The sequence below is a fragment of the Lentzea chajnantorensis genome (genome assembly GCF_054300775.1).
The window spans coordinates 6,834,316-6,848,784 of record NZ_JBSDZT010000002.1 but is presented as its reverse complement, the minus strand read 5'-3'; the positions used below and the strand labels follow the sequence as shown (position 1 = coordinate 6,848,784).

The 14,469-nt window shown below is 71.0% G+C and carries 12 protein-coding genes; 10 read left to right on the top strand and 2 right to left on the bottom strand.

Annotated elements, in window-relative coordinates; all coding sequences use genetic code 11:
* Nucleotides 1-408 precede the first annotated feature (408 nt).
* The 5 genes from ACVDFE_RS32750 to ACVDFE_RS32730 all read left to right on the top strand — a co-directional run bounded on the left by ACVDFE_RS32750 (nucleotide 409) and on the right by ACVDFE_RS32730 (nucleotide 6,123).
* Nucleotides 409-1,230 carry an ABC transporter permease gene (locus tag ACVDFE_RS32750; protein ID WP_458433230.1) on the top strand — a complete coding sequence of 274 codons (822 nt, stop codon included), beginning with the start codon at nucleotides 409-411 and terminating at the stop codon, nucleotides 1,228-1,230.
* A gap of 3 nt (nucleotides 1,231-1,233) precedes the next feature.
* Nucleotides 1,234-2,235 (top strand): ABC transporter substrate-binding protein, encoded by a 1,002-nt coding sequence (locus ACVDFE_RS32745; RefSeq protein WP_458433229.1) that lies wholly within the window; start codon nucleotides 1,234-1,236, stop codon nucleotides 2,233-2,235.
* Complete coding sequence (locus ACVDFE_RS32740) at nucleotides 2,232-3,023, top strand: ABC transporter ATP-binding protein (RefSeq protein WP_458433228.1); 792 nt, start codon at nucleotides 2,232-2,234, stop codon at nucleotides 3,021-3,023. The genes ACVDFE_RS32745 and ACVDFE_RS32740 overlap by 4 nt, the downstream gene beginning before the upstream one ends.
* A gap of 119 nt (nucleotides 3,024-3,142) precedes the next feature.
* Nucleotides 3,143-5,197, top strand: coding sequence for a PQQ-dependent sugar dehydrogenase (locus ACVDFE_RS32735; protein WP_458433227.1), 2,055 nt, complete (start codon nucleotides 3,143-3,145; stop codon nucleotides 5,195-5,197).
* Nucleotides 5,197-6,123 (top strand): LamG-like jellyroll fold domain-containing protein, encoded by a 927-nt coding sequence (locus tag ACVDFE_RS32730; RefSeq protein ID WP_458433226.1) that lies wholly within the window; start codon nucleotides 5,197-5,199, stop codon nucleotides 6,121-6,123. The genes ACVDFE_RS32735 and ACVDFE_RS32730 overlap by 1 nt, the downstream gene beginning before the upstream one ends.
* Before the next feature lie 50 nt (nucleotides 6,124-6,173).
* Here the strand turns inward: ACVDFE_RS32730 and ACVDFE_RS32725 are convergent, their stop codons facing one another.
* Both ACVDFE_RS32725 and ACVDFE_RS32720 read right to left on the bottom strand, forming a co-directional pair.
* Nucleotides 6,174-8,243 carry a hypothetical protein gene (locus tag ACVDFE_RS32725; RefSeq protein WP_458433225.1) on the bottom strand — a complete coding sequence of 690 codons (2,070 nt, stop codon included), beginning with the start codon at nucleotides 8,241-8,243 and terminating at the stop codon, nucleotides 6,174-6,176.
* Nucleotides 8,244-8,307: 64 nt separating this feature from the next.
* Nucleotides 8,308-9,483: an SGNH/GDSL hydrolase family protein gene (locus ACVDFE_RS32720; protein WP_458433224.1), complete on the bottom strand. Its 1,176-nt coding sequence runs from the start codon at nucleotides 9,481-9,483 to the stop codon at nucleotides 8,308-8,310.
* Between the two features lie 66 nt (nucleotides 9,484-9,549).
* On the opposite strand from ACVDFE_RS32720, the gene ACVDFE_RS32715 reads away from it, so the two are divergent.
* From ACVDFE_RS32715 to ACVDFE_RS32695, 5 genes are all read left to right on the top strand, one after another.
* On the top strand, nucleotides 9,550-10,086 hold the full coding sequence (locus ACVDFE_RS32715; RefSeq protein WP_458433223.1) for a class I SAM-dependent DNA methyltransferase: 537 nt from the start codon (nucleotides 9,550-9,552) through the stop codon (nucleotides 10,084-10,086).
* A gap of 650 nt (nucleotides 10,087-10,736) precedes the next feature.
* Complete coding sequence (locus ACVDFE_RS32710; protein ID WP_360388365.1) at nucleotides 10,737-13,046, top strand: sensor histidine kinase; 2,310 nt, start codon at nucleotides 10,737-10,739, stop codon at nucleotides 13,044-13,046.
* Nucleotides 13,047-13,084: 38 nt separating this feature from the next.
* Nucleotides 13,085-13,510 carry a roadblock/LC7 domain-containing protein gene (locus ACVDFE_RS32705; protein ID WP_360387520.1) on the top strand — a complete coding sequence of 142 codons (426 nt, stop codon included), beginning with the start codon at nucleotides 13,085-13,087 and terminating at the stop codon, nucleotides 13,508-13,510.
* Nucleotides 13,507-13,881 (top strand): DUF742 domain-containing protein, encoded by a 375-nt coding sequence (locus ACVDFE_RS32700; RefSeq protein ID WP_360387523.1) that lies wholly within the window; start codon nucleotides 13,507-13,509, stop codon nucleotides 13,879-13,881. The genes ACVDFE_RS32705 and ACVDFE_RS32700 overlap by 4 nt, the downstream gene beginning before the upstream one ends.
* Nucleotides 13,862-14,455: a GTP-binding protein gene (locus tag ACVDFE_RS32695; RefSeq protein ID WP_360387526.1), complete on the top strand. Its 594-nt coding sequence runs from the start codon at nucleotides 13,862-13,864 to the stop codon at nucleotides 14,453-14,455. The genes ACVDFE_RS32700 and ACVDFE_RS32695 overlap by 20 nt, the downstream gene beginning before the upstream one ends.
* The last annotated feature ends 14 nt before the right edge of the window (nucleotides 14,456-14,469 follow it).

Genomic DNA, 14,469 nt, shown 5'->3' with positions numbered 1-14,469 from the left:
TGAGACATCTGTCGGGACCTCGTGGCCGCCGTGCTCCGGCGGCCGGCGGCAACGGGCCGCACCGGCACGGGCGGTGGCGGCGTCGGCCGAGGTGCTGCTGACGGACGAACCGTTGTCCAACTTGGACGCACGACTGCGGCTGGAAGCCAGGACGTTCCTCAAGAAGCTGCACCGCGAACGGATCGCCGTGATGGACCGTCTCCGGTGTGGTGTCCGCGCTACGACAGGGAGACCGGCCTGCTGCGCCAGGACGCCGGCCGCCGATGCGCGCACCACCGGCTCGTTCGGCGCCCAGACCGGCTGCCGTGTCCGGCCAGCGGGTCGCTCAGCTTCGTCGAACCTCCACCTTGACCGGTCCGCGAACCGGCCATAGCGTACTGGAAAGCGCTTTCCGACCTAGGAGGCCTCGTGGACACGGTTTCGGCGGACCGCAGGCGGGGTGGGGTGGTCGAGCGGGCCTGGCGCCCGGTCGCGCTCATCGCGGCCTTCGTGCTCCTCTGGCAGCTCGTCACCGCCGCGGAGCTGGTCGAGCCCTACCTCGTGCCCTCACCGGGCAGAACGGCCGAGGTGCTGGTCGACAGGTGGTCCTACCTGTGGCCGCACACGCTGACCACGACCTGGGAGACGCTCGCCGGCTTCGTCATCGCCGCGGTCGTCGGCGTGCTGGTCGCCGTGGCGATGGTGTACTCGCGGACCGTCGAGAACACGGTCTACCCGGTGCTGCTGTTCGCGCAGGTCATCCCGAAGATCGCGATCGCGCCGCTGTTCGTGGTGTGGCTCGGTTTCGGCTTCGGGCCCAAGGTGGTCGTGGCCGTGCTGATGGCGTTCTTCCCGGTGGTGATCTCGATGGTCACCGGCCTGAAGTCCGTCGACACCGAGATGCTGGAGCTCGCCGCGACCATGGGCGGCGGGCCGCTCAAGACGTTCGCGAAGATCCGCTTCCCGGCGGCGCTGCCGCACCTGTTCGCCGGGCTGAAGGTCGCGATCACGCTCGCCGTCACCGGCGCGGTGGTCGGCGAGTTCGTCGGCGCCAACGAGGGTCTCGGATACGTGATCCTGCAGGCCAACGGCAACATGGACACCTCGATGCTCTTCGCGGGGCTGATCGTGATGTCGGTCGTCGGCGTGCTGCTGTTCGCCCTGCTCGACCTCGCCGAGAGGCTGGTGCTGCCGTGGCACGCCAGCCGGCGCGGTTCCACCGTCACCACAACCCTTCTCGCGAAAGGCTGACCGATGAGGAAAGTGCTCGCAGGCCTACTTCCCGCGGTGCTGCTGGTGGCCGGCTGCGGCGGTGGCGGCGACTCCGCCGCCGGTGGTGGCGCGGAGGAGGTCACGCTGACCCTCAACTGGTACCCCTACGGCGAGCACGCGCCGTTCTACTACGGGCTCCAGCAGGGGATCTTCGAGAAGCACGGCATCAAGCTGAAGATCCAGGCGGGCCAGGGATCCGGCAAGACCGTGCAGGCCACCGGCGCCGGGCAGACCGACTTCGGCTGGGCGGACACCTCGGCGCTCGCCACCGCCGTCGAGAACGGCGTGCCGGCCAGGAGCATCGGCGTGTACCTGCAGACCACGCCCGCCTCGGTGCAGTTCTTCACGGAGAAGAACATCAGCGGGCCGGCCGACCTCAGGGGCAGGTCCGTCGCGACGACCGCCGGTGACGCGCTGACCAAGACGTTCCCCGCGTTCCTCCAGCGGAACGGCCTGCAGGAGTCCGACGTCTCCATCCAGAACATCGACCCCGCTGGCAAGATGGCCGCGGTCATCTCCGGCCGCACCGACGTGCTGCTCGGGTTCGCCTCCGACCAGGGTCCGACGATCAGGGAGAAGGCCGGCAAGGACGTGTCCTACCTGCGGTTCTCCGACTTCGGCCTGAACTACTTCAGCAATGGCCTGATCACGTCGAAGTCGGTGCTGGCCAAGGACTCCGACCTGGTGCGCAGGATGGTCCAGGCCACCCAGGAGGCGTGGACCGCCGCGGAGAAGGACCCGCAGGCCGCCGCCGACTCGATGAAGGGCGCCGCCGAGCAGCTGCCGTCGCCGACGGTCGTGCTGGAGCAGTTCAAGACCACGCTGACGTTGCTGCACACCGACGCCACGAAGGGCAAGGCTCCGGGCGTCAACACCGCGGAGGACTGGAAGAAGACCATCGACACCTTCCAGCAGACCGGCATCATCGGCAAGGCGTCGGAACCCTCGGCGTACTGGGAGGAAAGCGTGGCACCGAAGGGATGAGCACCACCTTGAACGCCACGAGCGCCGTCGCGATCAACGCCGTGTCCGTGCGCTTCCGCTCGAAGCGCGCGGAGACCACCGCGGTCGACCAGGTCTCGCTCGACGTGGCACCGGGCGAGTTCGTGTCCATCGCCGGCCCGTCCGGCTGCGGCAAGTCGACGCTGCTGAAGCTCGTCTCGGGGCTGCTGCGGCCGTCGTCCGGCTCGGTGCGGCTGCTGGGGGAGGAGGTGCGCGGGCCCCGGCACGACATCGGGTTCGTGTTCCAGCGGGCCGCGCTGCTGGAGTGGCGGTCCGCGCGCAGGAACATCCTGCTGCAGGCCGAGATGCGCGGCATGGGTTCGGCGGAGGCCGGTCGCCGGGCCGACGAGCTGATCGAGATGACCGGTCTCACCGGCTTCGAGAACGCCCTCCCGCACGAGCTGTCCGGCGGCATGCAGCAGCGCGTGGCGTTGTGCCGCGCTCTGCTGCACCAGCCGCGCGTGCTGCTGATGGACGAACCGTTCGGTGCGCTGGACGCGTTGACCCGCGAGCAGATGAACGTGGAGCTGCACCGGGTGTGGCGCGAGACCGGCACGACGGTGCTGCTGGTGACGCACTCGATCGCCGAGGCGGTGTACCTGGCGAACCGGGTGGTCGTGCTGACGCGGCGGCCCGCGCTGGTGCGGGAGGTGGTCGAGGTCGGCCTGCCCGCCGAACGGGACTACGCGGCCACGATGGCCCGGCCGGAGTTCGCGTCGGCGACCGCGCACATCCGGGAGCTGCTGGGAGCTGTGACGGGACACGACTGAACCGAGCCGGTCCGAAGGAGGGTTGTACCGGCATTATTAGCTGGGTACATTCCGGAGGCACTGCTTGGAAAGCGCTTTCCGCGCCGTGCTGGCACGGCCTGGCCCACAGGGTGGTGGGGATGTACCGACGCTTGTTCCGGCTGGCCGCACCGATGATCCTGCTGTCATCGCTCCTCGTCCCGACCGCGTCCGCCCAGGACGCCCCGATCGCCGACCCGCTGCCGACGCCCGGCCAGTCCGGGATCGGCCTGGAGCTCACCGAGGTCGCGCGGCTGCCCGCGTCGCAACCGGTGCCGCCGCCGACGGACTCGCGGTTGCAGCGCTACAACCGGATCAACTACCTCGGCGAGGTGCCGGACGGGTCCGGCCGGTTGTTCGTGCCGGACATGAACGGCACGCTGTACCTGCTCGACGGCGGCACCCGGCACGCCTACCTGGACCTGGCCGCCGCGGTCGGACCCGACTTCCACAACCACCGCGGCCTGGGCAGCGGGTTCGGGTTCGCCGCGTTCCACCCGGACTTCCGGCGCACCGGCAGGTTCTTCACCGTGCACACCGAGACCGGGTCCGCGCTCACCGGCAAGAAGCCCGACCTGCCGTCCTCCGGCGAGACGCAGGTCCACGGCGTGGTCACCGAGTGGACCGCGGTGGACCCGAGCGCCGACGTCTTCTCCGGCACCCGCCGCGAGGTCCTGCGGGTCGGCTACGCCTCGTTCATCCACGGCTTCCAGGAGATCGGCTTCAACCCGACCGCCCGCCCGCGGGACGAGGACTTCGGGTTGCTCTACCTGGCCTCCGGTGACGGCGGGATCGGTTTCACCACGACGGGGCCGCAGGACCTCTCGCTGCCGCAGGGCAAGATCCTGCGCATCGACCCCGCCGGCACCGACGGCGCGAACGGCCGTTACGGCATCCCGCGCTCGAACCCGTTCGTGGGCAAGGCGGGCGCGCTGGGCGAGATCTACGCCTACGGCATGCGCGACCCGTACCGCTTCAGCTGGGACGCGGGCGGCACGCACAAGATGTTCATGGGCCACATCGGCGAAAAAGCCGTCGACGCCGTCTACGAGGTCCGCAAGGGCGCGAACCTCGGCTGGAGCGAACGCGAGGCGCAGTGGGTGTTCCGCCGCGGCGACCCGTCGTGCGGCGTGTTCCCGCTGCCCGCCGACGACGCGCGGTTCGGCTACACCTACCCGGTCACCGGGTTCGACCACAACCGGTCCTCCACCACGCGCCCGTGCGCGGACAGCGGCAACGCGTTGATGGGCGGGTTCGTCTACCGCGGCGCGAAGATCCCCTCGTTGCGCGGCAAGTACGTCTACGGCGAAGGCGTGAAGGGCCTGCTGTTCACCGCCGACGAACGCGCGTTGAGCGCAGGGCGGCCGTTCGCCGAGTCGCGCGAACTGGCGGTGTACTCCGGCGGGCAGCGGACCACGTTGCAGGCGCTGGCCGGTGACCCCCGCGTCGACCTGCGGTTCGGGCAGGACGCGGCCGGTGAGCTGTACGTGCTGGCCAAGGCGAACGGCAAGGTCTGGAAGGTGACCGGCGCGCGCACGTTCGCCGCCTGCTCCACCGGCCACGACCTCGTCGCCGGCGCCACCTCGGAGCACTCGTGGGCACCGGTGACGTCGTCGCTGTGGCAGTTCCCCGGCCGCGAGGTCGTGCTGGCGCAGGCCGGCACGGCGCGACCCGGTCCGCGGCGGCCGTTCGAGTACGCGGTGCTGAGCAGGGGACCGGAGTTCGGCTCGGTGCAGGTCGACGCCTCCGTGCGGCTGGACACGCCGGTGGCGGAGCCGAACCGGGACGTGATCATCGTGTTCGGGTACCGCTCGGACACGGAGTTCTACTACGCACACCTGTCGTCGGACAACAGGACCTACCCGCACAACGGGATCTTCGTGGTGAACAACGCCGACCGGGTGCGCCTGGACCACCAGTGGGACGCCGTGCGTTCGGTCGGCGCGGCCCCGGCGGTCACCGACACGGCGTGGCACCGCGTCCGCGTCCGGCACTGCGCCGGCTCGGGGGAGATCGCGGTGTACCTGGACGGGTCGCGGTACCCGCTGATGACCGCTGTGGACCGGACGTTCACGTCCGGCCGGGTCGGGTTCGGCTCCTTCGACAACGTCGGCCGGCTGCGCGACCTCCTGGTGCGCGGTCAGGGGGTGCGGTGATGCGGCTGCTCACCCTGGTGCTGGTGGCGGTGTTCGCGGCCGGTCTCGCCGCACCCGCCTCGTCCGCTGCGCCGTCCGTGCTGCCCGCGCTGGCGCCGAACCTGGTGGCGCACTACGACTTCGAGCACCCGGTGCCCGGGAACGCGGCCCTGGAACAGGACCGCGGCCGTTCGGGCACCGCGCTGTCGCTGGTCAACGGCGGCGCGGACATGCGGGTGCGCGACGGGGCGTACCGCGGCTCGCGCACCTCGGTGCAGCTCAAGCAGGTCAACCCCGCGACCGCCGGCAACGACGACTGGAAGGCAGGCCTCTACAGCGCGTCCGGCGTGCCGTCGCTGCGGGCGTTCAACGGCGCTCGTGAAGCGTCGATCCTGGGCTGGGTGAAGATGACGGGCCAGAACCCGGCCCCGAACTCGAACACCCCCGACCCGAACGACCTCTACGACGCCATCGGTCTCGCCGGTGTGCTGTCCGGTGACTCGAACGGCCACGCGGTGCGCGCGTTGCTGGAGCTGATCAGCGTGGACGGCTCCCTGAAGCTGGTCGCACTGGCCCGCCGGCTCGACGGCGGTGCCTCGCAGACGTTCGCGGCGTCGGCGGACTGGCGGGAGCTGCTGCCCGTGGGCGAATGGGTGTTCCTGGCGGCGACGTTCGACTTCGACACCGGCGAGATGGCGTTGTACCGCAACGGGAAGCCGCTGGCCGGCCGGTACGTGACGGCCGGCGACCCGTGGCGGCTGGAGGGCGAACCCGAACCGGACGTCGCGTCGGCCACCGACCCGCGCGGCCTCAAGGTCGGCGGCAGCTACCCGCAGAACGACCGGGAGGGCAACGCCTGCACCTGCCGGATGGACGGCCTGATGTTCCTGGACCGGGCCGCGCGACCGGGGGAGGTGGCCCTGCAGCACCGCCGGATGGCGCGCTAGGGCCTGTGTCGAGCGCCCGGCTGTCGCGAACACGGACCTCGACACAGGCCTTAAGCCTCCAGCAGGGCGGTGGCCGCCACGAACGCGGCCGCCGCCATCGGCCCGTCACCGGCCGCGAGCACGCGGTACTCCCGGACCGCGGCCGGCTGGTCGCCGAGCAGCTGGTAGCACTGCGCGACCAGGAACCGGGTCTCGTCGGCGGCCTGCTCCCAGCTCGCGTCCTCGGTCTTGAGGTGGTCGAGCCACGCCACGGCCTTGAGCCCGGCGTCGACGGCGTCCTCGTAGCGGCGTGCGGCGTAGTTCGCGTGCGTCAGGTGGAACCACTGCTCGACGGTGGCGTTGTTGCGGCGCTGGGCCTGTCCCACGGCCTCGTTGAGGTCGTCGACGGCGAGCTCCGGCATGCCGGCGTTGATCGTGCGCAGCGCCCGCAGGTAGCTCAGGTGCCCGGCGACGCGGGGGTGCTCCGGTGCTGTGCGCGTGATGTCCTCCGGCAGCAGGTACAGCGCCTCCAGGGCCTTCTCCGGCACGTCGTTGCGCACGAACGTCTCGTAGGCCTCCACCGGCGGCTGGCCGGTGAGCTGTGCTTCGAGGGCCTGCAGCGTGCCCAGGGCGAGCGGGTCGTGGGCGTGGCGCTTGCCCCGCTCGACGGCGGCCAGCGCCTGTTCGTGCTCGTTCTGGCCCGCCAGCACGTACGCGAGCCAGTACTCGCCCCACGCCTGGCCGTCGCCCACCTCGTGGAGCCGCCCGACGGCGTCCCTCACCGCGGCGACCCCGCCCTCGACGTCGCCCTCGTGCACGACCCACAGGCCGATCCAGCAGCGGGTGAGCTCCGCGCGCCGGTGGTCGCCGTGCTCCTCGTACGTGCGGGCGGCCCGGCGCAGGACCGTGCCGGTCTCGGGGCTCTGGAAGAACTTCGCGGTGAGCTCGTCGCGCTGGGCGCGCAGCGGTTCCGGCAGGTCGTCGCCCACCAGGGACAGGCACACGCGCGCCTCGTCGGGTTCGCAGCGCAGGTCGTGCAGCTCGGAGCGGCGCAGCAGCTCGGCGTCGCTCAGCCGCGGCGGTGGCGCGGGGAGCGGCGGGCGGCTGGTGGGGTACAGCGGCAGGAAGTCGACGAGCTGCTCTGCTTCGAGCTTGCGCCGGACGCGGTCGCCGCACGCCGTGGTGGCGTTGCGGCGGTCGAACCGCGCGGCCAGGTCCTGCGCGAGCGCGCGCAGCCGGCGTTCGGTGTCCATCCAGCCGAGCTGGCGGGTGAGCAGGGTGGCGGAGGCGGCGTACTCCATTGTGGCCAGTGGGCGTTTGCGCTCGCCCAGCTCCTCCACCGGTCCGAGCCAGATCGTGCCCTCGCTCAGGTTGCCGGTGAGCGCGCAGAACTGCGCCATCCCGCCGTGGTCCTCCAACCGCGAGTACTCGCCGGACATCCCGCGCGTGAGCCGCCGGAACGTGAGCGCCGCGTCCTCCCACCGGCCCGCACGGGCCAGCGGTAACAGCACCAGGTGCCGCACCCGCGTCGTCAGCTCGTCGGACACCCCTGGCTCGCGCAGGAACGGCTCAGCCAGCCGCAGCGCCTGCTCCTCGTCACCCAGCGCCAGCAGGTGGTCGATCCGGTGGGCGTCGAGCCACGGGTCCTCCGGTGCGGTCGCCGCGACCTGCCGCGCGAACGCCTCCCGCGCCCACGCCAGGTCGCCGACGTGCACCGCGATCCCGTGGTGCGCCCGGTAGACGTCGCCCAGCGGCAGGTCCCGCTGCCGGAACCGGTGCTCCAGGTCCGCCGCGCTCGCGTGGATCTCCGACAGCGCCCGCTCCGGGAAGTCCACCATGGCCTCGACCAGCCACGCGTACCACTCCAGCAGCTCGGCCTCGTCGTCGCGCTCGAACCGCCACGGCCGGTGCTCGTGCTCCTGCAGGCACTCCTCCAGCAACGGGTACACGAGGTCCCAGCGCCCGTCCGTCTGGTGCGCGGCCGCCAACTCCCTGCGCGCCAGGAAGGTCACGCGCGGTGCGTCCGCGGCGTCCGCGCGCCGCACGACCTCCTCCAACGCCGCCGTGCGCTCGTCGCCGTGGTCACGGGCGACGACCTCGTTCAGGTCCACCCACAGCTCACGGCCCCCTGGAGTGATCACACCGCGAGCTTAGCCACCCCCGTGCGCGAGCAGTCGAAGATCAGCACGCCCTGGGCCGTGTGGCTCAGAGCGCCGCCACCCGTACCGCCCGTGCCATCGCCGCGAACCCCTTGTCACCGGGGTGCAGGTGGTCGCCCTCGTCGTACTCCGGCCTGATCCGCTGCGGGTCGGCCGGGTCGCGGACCACCGCGTCGAAGTCCACCACCGCGTCGAACTCGGCGCTGCCGCGGATGTGGGCGTTGACCGCCTGCCGCACCTGTTCGAGCTCGGGGGTGTAGCTGTACCAGCCCTTGAACGGCGTGATCGTCGCGCCCACCACGCGCAGACCGCGGTCGTGGGCGCGGGCGGCGATCTGCCGCAGGGCCGCGATGATCTTCTCCGGGTTCGTCTCGTGCGGGGTCTGCTGGATGTCGTTGATGCCCTCGAACACGATCACCGTGCGCACGCCGGACTGGGTCAGCACGTCGCGGTTCAGCCGGGCCAGGGCGTTCGGTCCGGCCGAGCCGCCGTCGAGGAGCAGGCGGTTGCCGCTGATGCCCGCGTTCACGATGCCGTAGCGGGTGTTGACGCGGTCGGCGAGCTGGTCGGGCCAGCGCAGGTTGGCGCCCCAGGTGGAGTTCGCGCCGTCGGTGATGGAGTCGCCCAGTGCGACCACGCTGCCGCGCAACGTGGACGAGCGCACGTCGACGCCCGAGACGTAGTGCCAGGCGGTCGTGCGCTCGCGGTAGGCGGCGCCCGACTCGGCGGCGGTGTGGTTGCCCTCGCGGGTCAGGTACGAGTTCTGCATCGTGAGCTGGTGGTGGGTGACCGGGCCGCCCGCCGCCGGCGTGAAGACCGAGACCAGCAGGTCGGAGTCGGCGGGCACGGTCAGCGCCACGCCGTCGCTCATCACGTCGGCACCGGGCGGGGCGGTGATGGACGCCGCGCCGCCCCACGTGAGGGTGCGCATGGTGCCGGGCAGCGCGGACGGGGTGTCCGGTCCGGCCGCCAGCGCCACGGTGACCTGCCCGAACAGCACCGGTGTGCGCCCGTAGGCGTTGGACAGCCGCACGCGGATCTCACGACCGCCCGCGCTCACGTGGACGATGTTGCGGAACGAGTGGTTCGCGTAGCCGTTCTCCGTGCCGGGGACCGCGGAGGACGGTGCGGCGGCCCAGGTCCCGAACCACCGGGCGGGAGCAGCCTGCGCGGGAGAGGCCGCGGCCACGACCAACGCCACTGCCAGCAGAAAGCGCGTCATGCACTCGACCTTGGCAGCGCTCCCACACGCGCGGTATCCGCCGATCCGAGGGTTAGGCTCGGGTCCGTGTGGAACGGAGCGGAGTACCAGGCCAGGTTCGACGAGCTCGCCGCGTCGGGAGTGGACGTGCACGGCGAAGCGACCTTCGTGCGGGCGTACGGGCCCACGTCCGTGCTGGACGCCGGGTGCGGCACCGGGCGGGTCGGGATAGAGCTGGCCCGGCACGGCATCGAGGTCGTCGGTGCCGATGTGGACGCGTCCATGCTGGCCACGGCGCGCGCCAAGGCCCCGGAGATCGACTGGGTCGAGTCCGATCTGGCCGCACTGGACCTCGGCCGGGTCTTCGACGTGGTGGTGATGGCGGGCAACGTGCCGCTGTTCACCCCGCCCGGCACGCAGGGCGCTCTGGTCGCGGGGGTCGCGCGGCACGTCGGCACCGTCCTCGTCGCGGGGTTCGGCCTCGACCGCGGGTACTCGGCCGACGAGTACGACCGGCACTGCGCGGACGCGGGCCTGGAGTTGGCCGAGCGCTACGCGACGTGGGACCGCGCCGAGTTCCGCGGCGGCGACTACGCGGTCTCGGTCCACCGCCGGGCCGGGTGAGGGCCGGAGGGACTTCGGGCGCGAAGTGGTCGCGGCCGCCGAGCCGGTGCTGCCCGAGCTGTACGACGCGGTGCTCGCGCGGCTGCCTGGGGACGAGGCCGAGCGGTGCCTGCTCGGTGTGCGCGCGTCCCGATGCTGGTGCGCGCGGGTTTCCCGGTGCAACCGGACAGCGGGCTGCCCGAACGGGCCGCGGTGCGTTCTTCGGTTAGCACAAACCGGTGCGGCCGTCGAGATGTGCGCTGTGAATTTCCGAAACAACCGAAGGCTCGTTCATGTGATTCGGTTCACATTGTCAGCGAATCCAAATCGGTCAACCCGCTGTCAAGCGGCGCGGCAATTCGTGTCGTTCTCTCTGCTCGAACGGTGTTTGGCGTGCTCCTGACGGACCAGCCTTGCGCTGCTCCGTATGCTGAGATGCGCACGTGGACCTGGGTGTCGCCGTGGCCGGTTGACTGAGTACCCTGCTCGGCAACCGCAATGCATGATCATCTACGGTTGGTCGTGCTGTTCTCGCGGTGCTATCTTTCCGTCGCCAATTCAGGTGGTCGTGGAGCGTTGTGAAGCTGAAGAACGTGCCTGACACAAATTACAAGACAATTCGGTCCCGGCTCACCGGTGTTGTCGTTGTTCCCAGCATCGTGCTTCTGGTGATGTGGGTGCTGTTCTCGTCGTACACCGTGTTCGACGGTCTCTACCTGCGGCTGGTCGCCTCGGGTGTGCGGGACGCGTCGATTCCGGCGGTGCAGTCGTTCGCGTCCCTGCAGAAGGAACGCGAGCTCAGCATGACGAACCTGAGCCGGCCGGGTTCGGGTAGTTCCGCACTGCAGAAGCAGTGGCTGGAAACCGACTCCGACCTCAGCACGATGAAGACCGCGTTCACCGATCTCGCCGCCCAGGCGCCGCAGGAGGTCGTGGACAGCATCGGCAGGCTCAACGGGCTGCTGGACCAGCTGCCGCAGCAGCGGGCCGTGATCGAGGCGGGCACCGCGTCCAAGGCCGAGGTCTACCGCTTCTACAACAGCGTGCTCGACGCGGGCGCCTCGCTCTACAACACGCAGGCCCGCATCGTCCCCGACGCGCCCACGGTGCAGAGCGCCCTGGCCGCCGTGCAGTACTTCCAGGCCGCCGACTCGATGTCGCGCGCCGGGTCCGTCGCCGCCGGTGCGCTCACCGCCGGCCGGTTCACGCCCGAGGACCACCGCGAGTTCGTCTACCTCGTCGGCGCGTACCGCTCGTCGCTCAACGCGATCGAGCCCAACGCGCTGAAGGAGGTGCGCGACCACTACCAGCGCGTGATCACCAGCCCGTCCTGGCAGCAGCTGGGCGCGCTGGAGAACCGCCTGCTGCAGAACGCGGAACGGCCCATCGGCAACTCCGTCGGGGCCTCCGACTGGGAGACCGCCAGCCGCGCCGTGTCCACCGAGCTCACCACGATGGTGCAGGAGCAGTCCAACGGCGCCGTGAACGTCGCGCTGGAGAACGGCGAGAACAAGTTCAACACCGTCCTCATCGGCAGCCTCGTCGCCCTGCTCGCGGTCATCGCCGGCATCTTCGTCGCCGTCCGCATCTCCAACCGGCTGGTCAACAAGGCGTTGATCGTGCGCCTGACCAGCCTGAAGAGCGACTCGCTCAAGCTCGCCCACGAGCGCCTGCCCGACATCGTCGAGCGGCTGCGCGAGGGCAAGCACGTCGACGTCGCCGCCGAGGTCCCCTCGCTCGACTACGGCAACGACGAGATCGGCCAGGTGGCCGACGCGTTCAACGCCGCGCAGTACACCGCCGTCGCCGCGGCGGTCAAGGAGAGCCAGACCCGTGAGGGCGTCAACCGGGTCTTCCTCGACATCGCGCGCCGCAACCAGGGCCTGGTGCACCGCCAGCTGAAGATCCTGGACCGGCTGCAGCACGAGGAGGAGAACCCCGAGCAGCTCGACGCGTTCTTCCAGCTCGACCACCTCGCCACCCGCGCGCGCCGCAACGCGGAGAACCTGATCATCCTCACCGGCGAGCAGCCGGGCCGGCAGTGGCGCAAGCCCGTGCGCATGCTCGACGTGGTGCGCGCGGCCGTCGCGGAGACCGAGCAGTACGCGCGGGTCAAGGTGAACCCGGTGCCCGAGGTGGCGCTCACCGGTGCCGCCGTCGCCGACACGATCCACCTGATCGCCGAGCTCGTCGACAACGCCACCTCGTTCTCCCCGCCGCGCTCGCAGGTCGAGGTGCACACCAGCGAGGTGCCGCAGGGCATCGTCGTGGAGATCGAGGACCAGGGCCTGGGCATCAAGGCCGAGGACCGCGAGCTGCACAACCAGATGCTGGCCGCGCCGCCCGACTTCGAGGCGATGCGCCTGCGCGGCGAGTCGCGCCTGGGCCTGTTCGTCGTCGCACGCCTCGCCGCGCGCCGCGGCATCCGGGTCGAGCTGCGCGAGTGCTCCTCCGGCGGCACGATCGCGCTGGTGCTCATCCCGGCCGAGCTGCTCGCGGGCGACGCGGGCGCGGCCGACACCACGGACGTGCCGCAGCTTCCCCGGCCCTCCTACCGCCAGCAGGTGCAGCAGGTGCGCCCCGAGACCCACGTGCCGTCGCAGGCACGCCCGCCGGCGGAGTCGGGGTCCGAGCTGGACCAGTTCTGGGCGGGCGCCTCGACCAAGGGCCACGTGCCGGTCACCGGCACCGACGGCACCGAGCTGTCCCGCGCGCACACCCGGCCGGAGAGCTGGCCCACCGACACCGACACCGCCGCGGGAGGTGGCGAAGTGCGCCAGGACGAACGGCCGCAGCTGCCGCGCCGGCAGCGGCAGCAGCACCTCGTGCCCCAGCTGGCGACCGACGACCTGCGTCCCGATCCCGACTTCACCGAGTTCGACGCCGAGGAACGGGCCGAACGCGCCCGTGACGGCCTGTCCGCGTTCCAGCGCGGCGCTCGTGACGCCAGGACCGCGGACCCCCACGACCTCGAACCGTGATGCGCACTGGGACTCCGGAAAGCGAAAGGCGATTTCCCATGGAAGAGATGACCGGCGGGCAGGCCAAGCTCAACTGGCTGCTGGACGACCTCGTGAGCAGAGTGGTCGGTGCTCGGCACGCGGTGGTGCTCTCCGCTGACGGTCTGCTGCTGGCCCGTTCGCCCGAGCTGTCGAAGGACGACTCAGACCACCTCTCCGCCATGGCGTCGGCGTTCCAGTCGCTCGCCCGCGGCACCGGCCGGCACTTCGGCGGCGGCCAGGTGCGCCAGACCATCGTGGAGATGGAGCGCGCGTACCTGTTCGTCACCGCGGCCGGGCAGGGCGCCTGCCTCGCCGTCGTCGGTGACGAGGACGCGGACATGGGCATGATCGCCTACGAGATGAACATGCTCGTGAAGCGCGTGGGCGGCTACCTGTCCACCGCGCCGCGCACCCCGTTGCCCAGCGCACTCGGGTTGTCATGACCGTCCACTCGGGAGACTGGTGGTACGACGAGGCGGCCGGCCCGCTCGTCCGGCCCTACGCACTGGTCAGCGGCCGCACCCGGCCGGTGTGGGGCGATCTGCACCTCACGACCCAGGTGCGGTCGATCCGCACCTCGAACGACCCCGCCTCGCTCTCGGTGGAGCACACCGAGATCATGAAGCTGTGCCGCAAGCCGTTGTCCGTCGCGGAGGTCGCCGCGTACCTGCACGCACCGCTGGTCGTGGTGAAGGTGCTGCTGAGCGACCTGATCCAGCGCGGAGACGTCATCACCCGCGACCCGTCGCGGATGGCGACCGCGATGGACATGAACCTACTGCAGAAGGTGCTGGATGGTGTCCGTGCAATCTGACCAGCGCGACGACGACCTCGCCGTCCCCGTCGCCGTCAAGATCGTCGTCGCCGGCGGGTTCGGCGCGGGCAAGACCACGCTGGTCGGGTCGGTCAGCGAGATCACCCCGCTGCGCACCGAGGAGCTCCTCACCGCCGCGGGTGAGGAGATCGACGACATCGTCGGCGTCGAGGGCAAGAACACGACGACGGTCGCGCTGGACTTCGGCCGCATCACGATCAACACCGAGCTGGTGCTGTACCTGTTCGGCACACCGGGCCAGGACCGGTTCTGGTTCATGTGGGACGAGCTGGCCTCCGGCGCGATCGGTGCCGTGGTGCTGGTCGACACCCGCAGGCTGGAGACCGGGTTCGCGGCGATCGACTTCTTCGAACGCCGCCAGATCCCGTTCGTGGTCGCGGTGAACTGCTTCGACGGCAGCTACTCCTACACCGAGGCCGAGGTGCGCCACGCCCTCGACGTCGGTGACGCGGTGCCGTTGGTGCTGTGCGACGCCCGTGACCGCGAGTCGTCGAAGGCGGTGCTGGTGCGGGTGATCGAGCACGCGATGAGCCGCATCGGCGTGCCCGCCTGATCTTCGCGCAGGAC

Bases quoted from the DNA above. Each gene is read 5' to 3' on its own strand.
- ACVDFE_RS32745 (WP_458433229.1), top strand. From the start codon at position 1,234: ATGAGGAAAGTGCTCGCAGGCCTACTTCCCGCGGTGCTGCTGGTGGCC.
- ACVDFE_RS32730 (WP_458433226.1), top strand. From the start codon at position 5,197: ATGCGGCTGCTCACCCTGGTGCTGGTGGCGGTGTTCGCGGCCGGTCTC.
- ACVDFE_RS32740 (WP_458433228.1), top strand. From the start codon at position 2,232: ATGAGCACCACCTTGAACGCCACGAGCGCCGTCGCGATCAACGCCGTG.
- ACVDFE_RS32735 (WP_458433227.1), top strand. From the start codon at position 3,143: ATGTACCGACGCTTGTTCCGGCTGGCCGCACCGATGATCCTGCTGTCA.
- ACVDFE_RS32695 (WP_360387526.1), top strand. From the start codon at position 13,862: ATGGTGTCCGTGCAATCTGACCAGCGCGACGACGACCTCGCCGTCCCC.
- ACVDFE_RS32720 (WP_458433224.1), bottom strand. From the start codon at position 9,483: ATGACGCGCTTTCTGCTGGCAGTGGCGTTGGTCGTGGCCGCGGCCTCT.
- ACVDFE_RS32705 (WP_360387520.1), top strand. From the start codon at position 13,085: ATGGAAGAGATGACCGGCGGGCAGGCCAAGCTCAACTGGCTGCTGGAC.
- ACVDFE_RS32700 (WP_360387523.1), top strand. From the start codon at position 13,507: ATGACCGTCCACTCGGGAGACTGGTGGTACGACGAGGCGGCCGGCCCG.
- ACVDFE_RS32710 (WP_360388365.1), top strand. From the start codon at position 10,737: ATGTGGGTGCTGTTCTCGTCGTACACCGTGTTCGACGGTCTCTACCTG.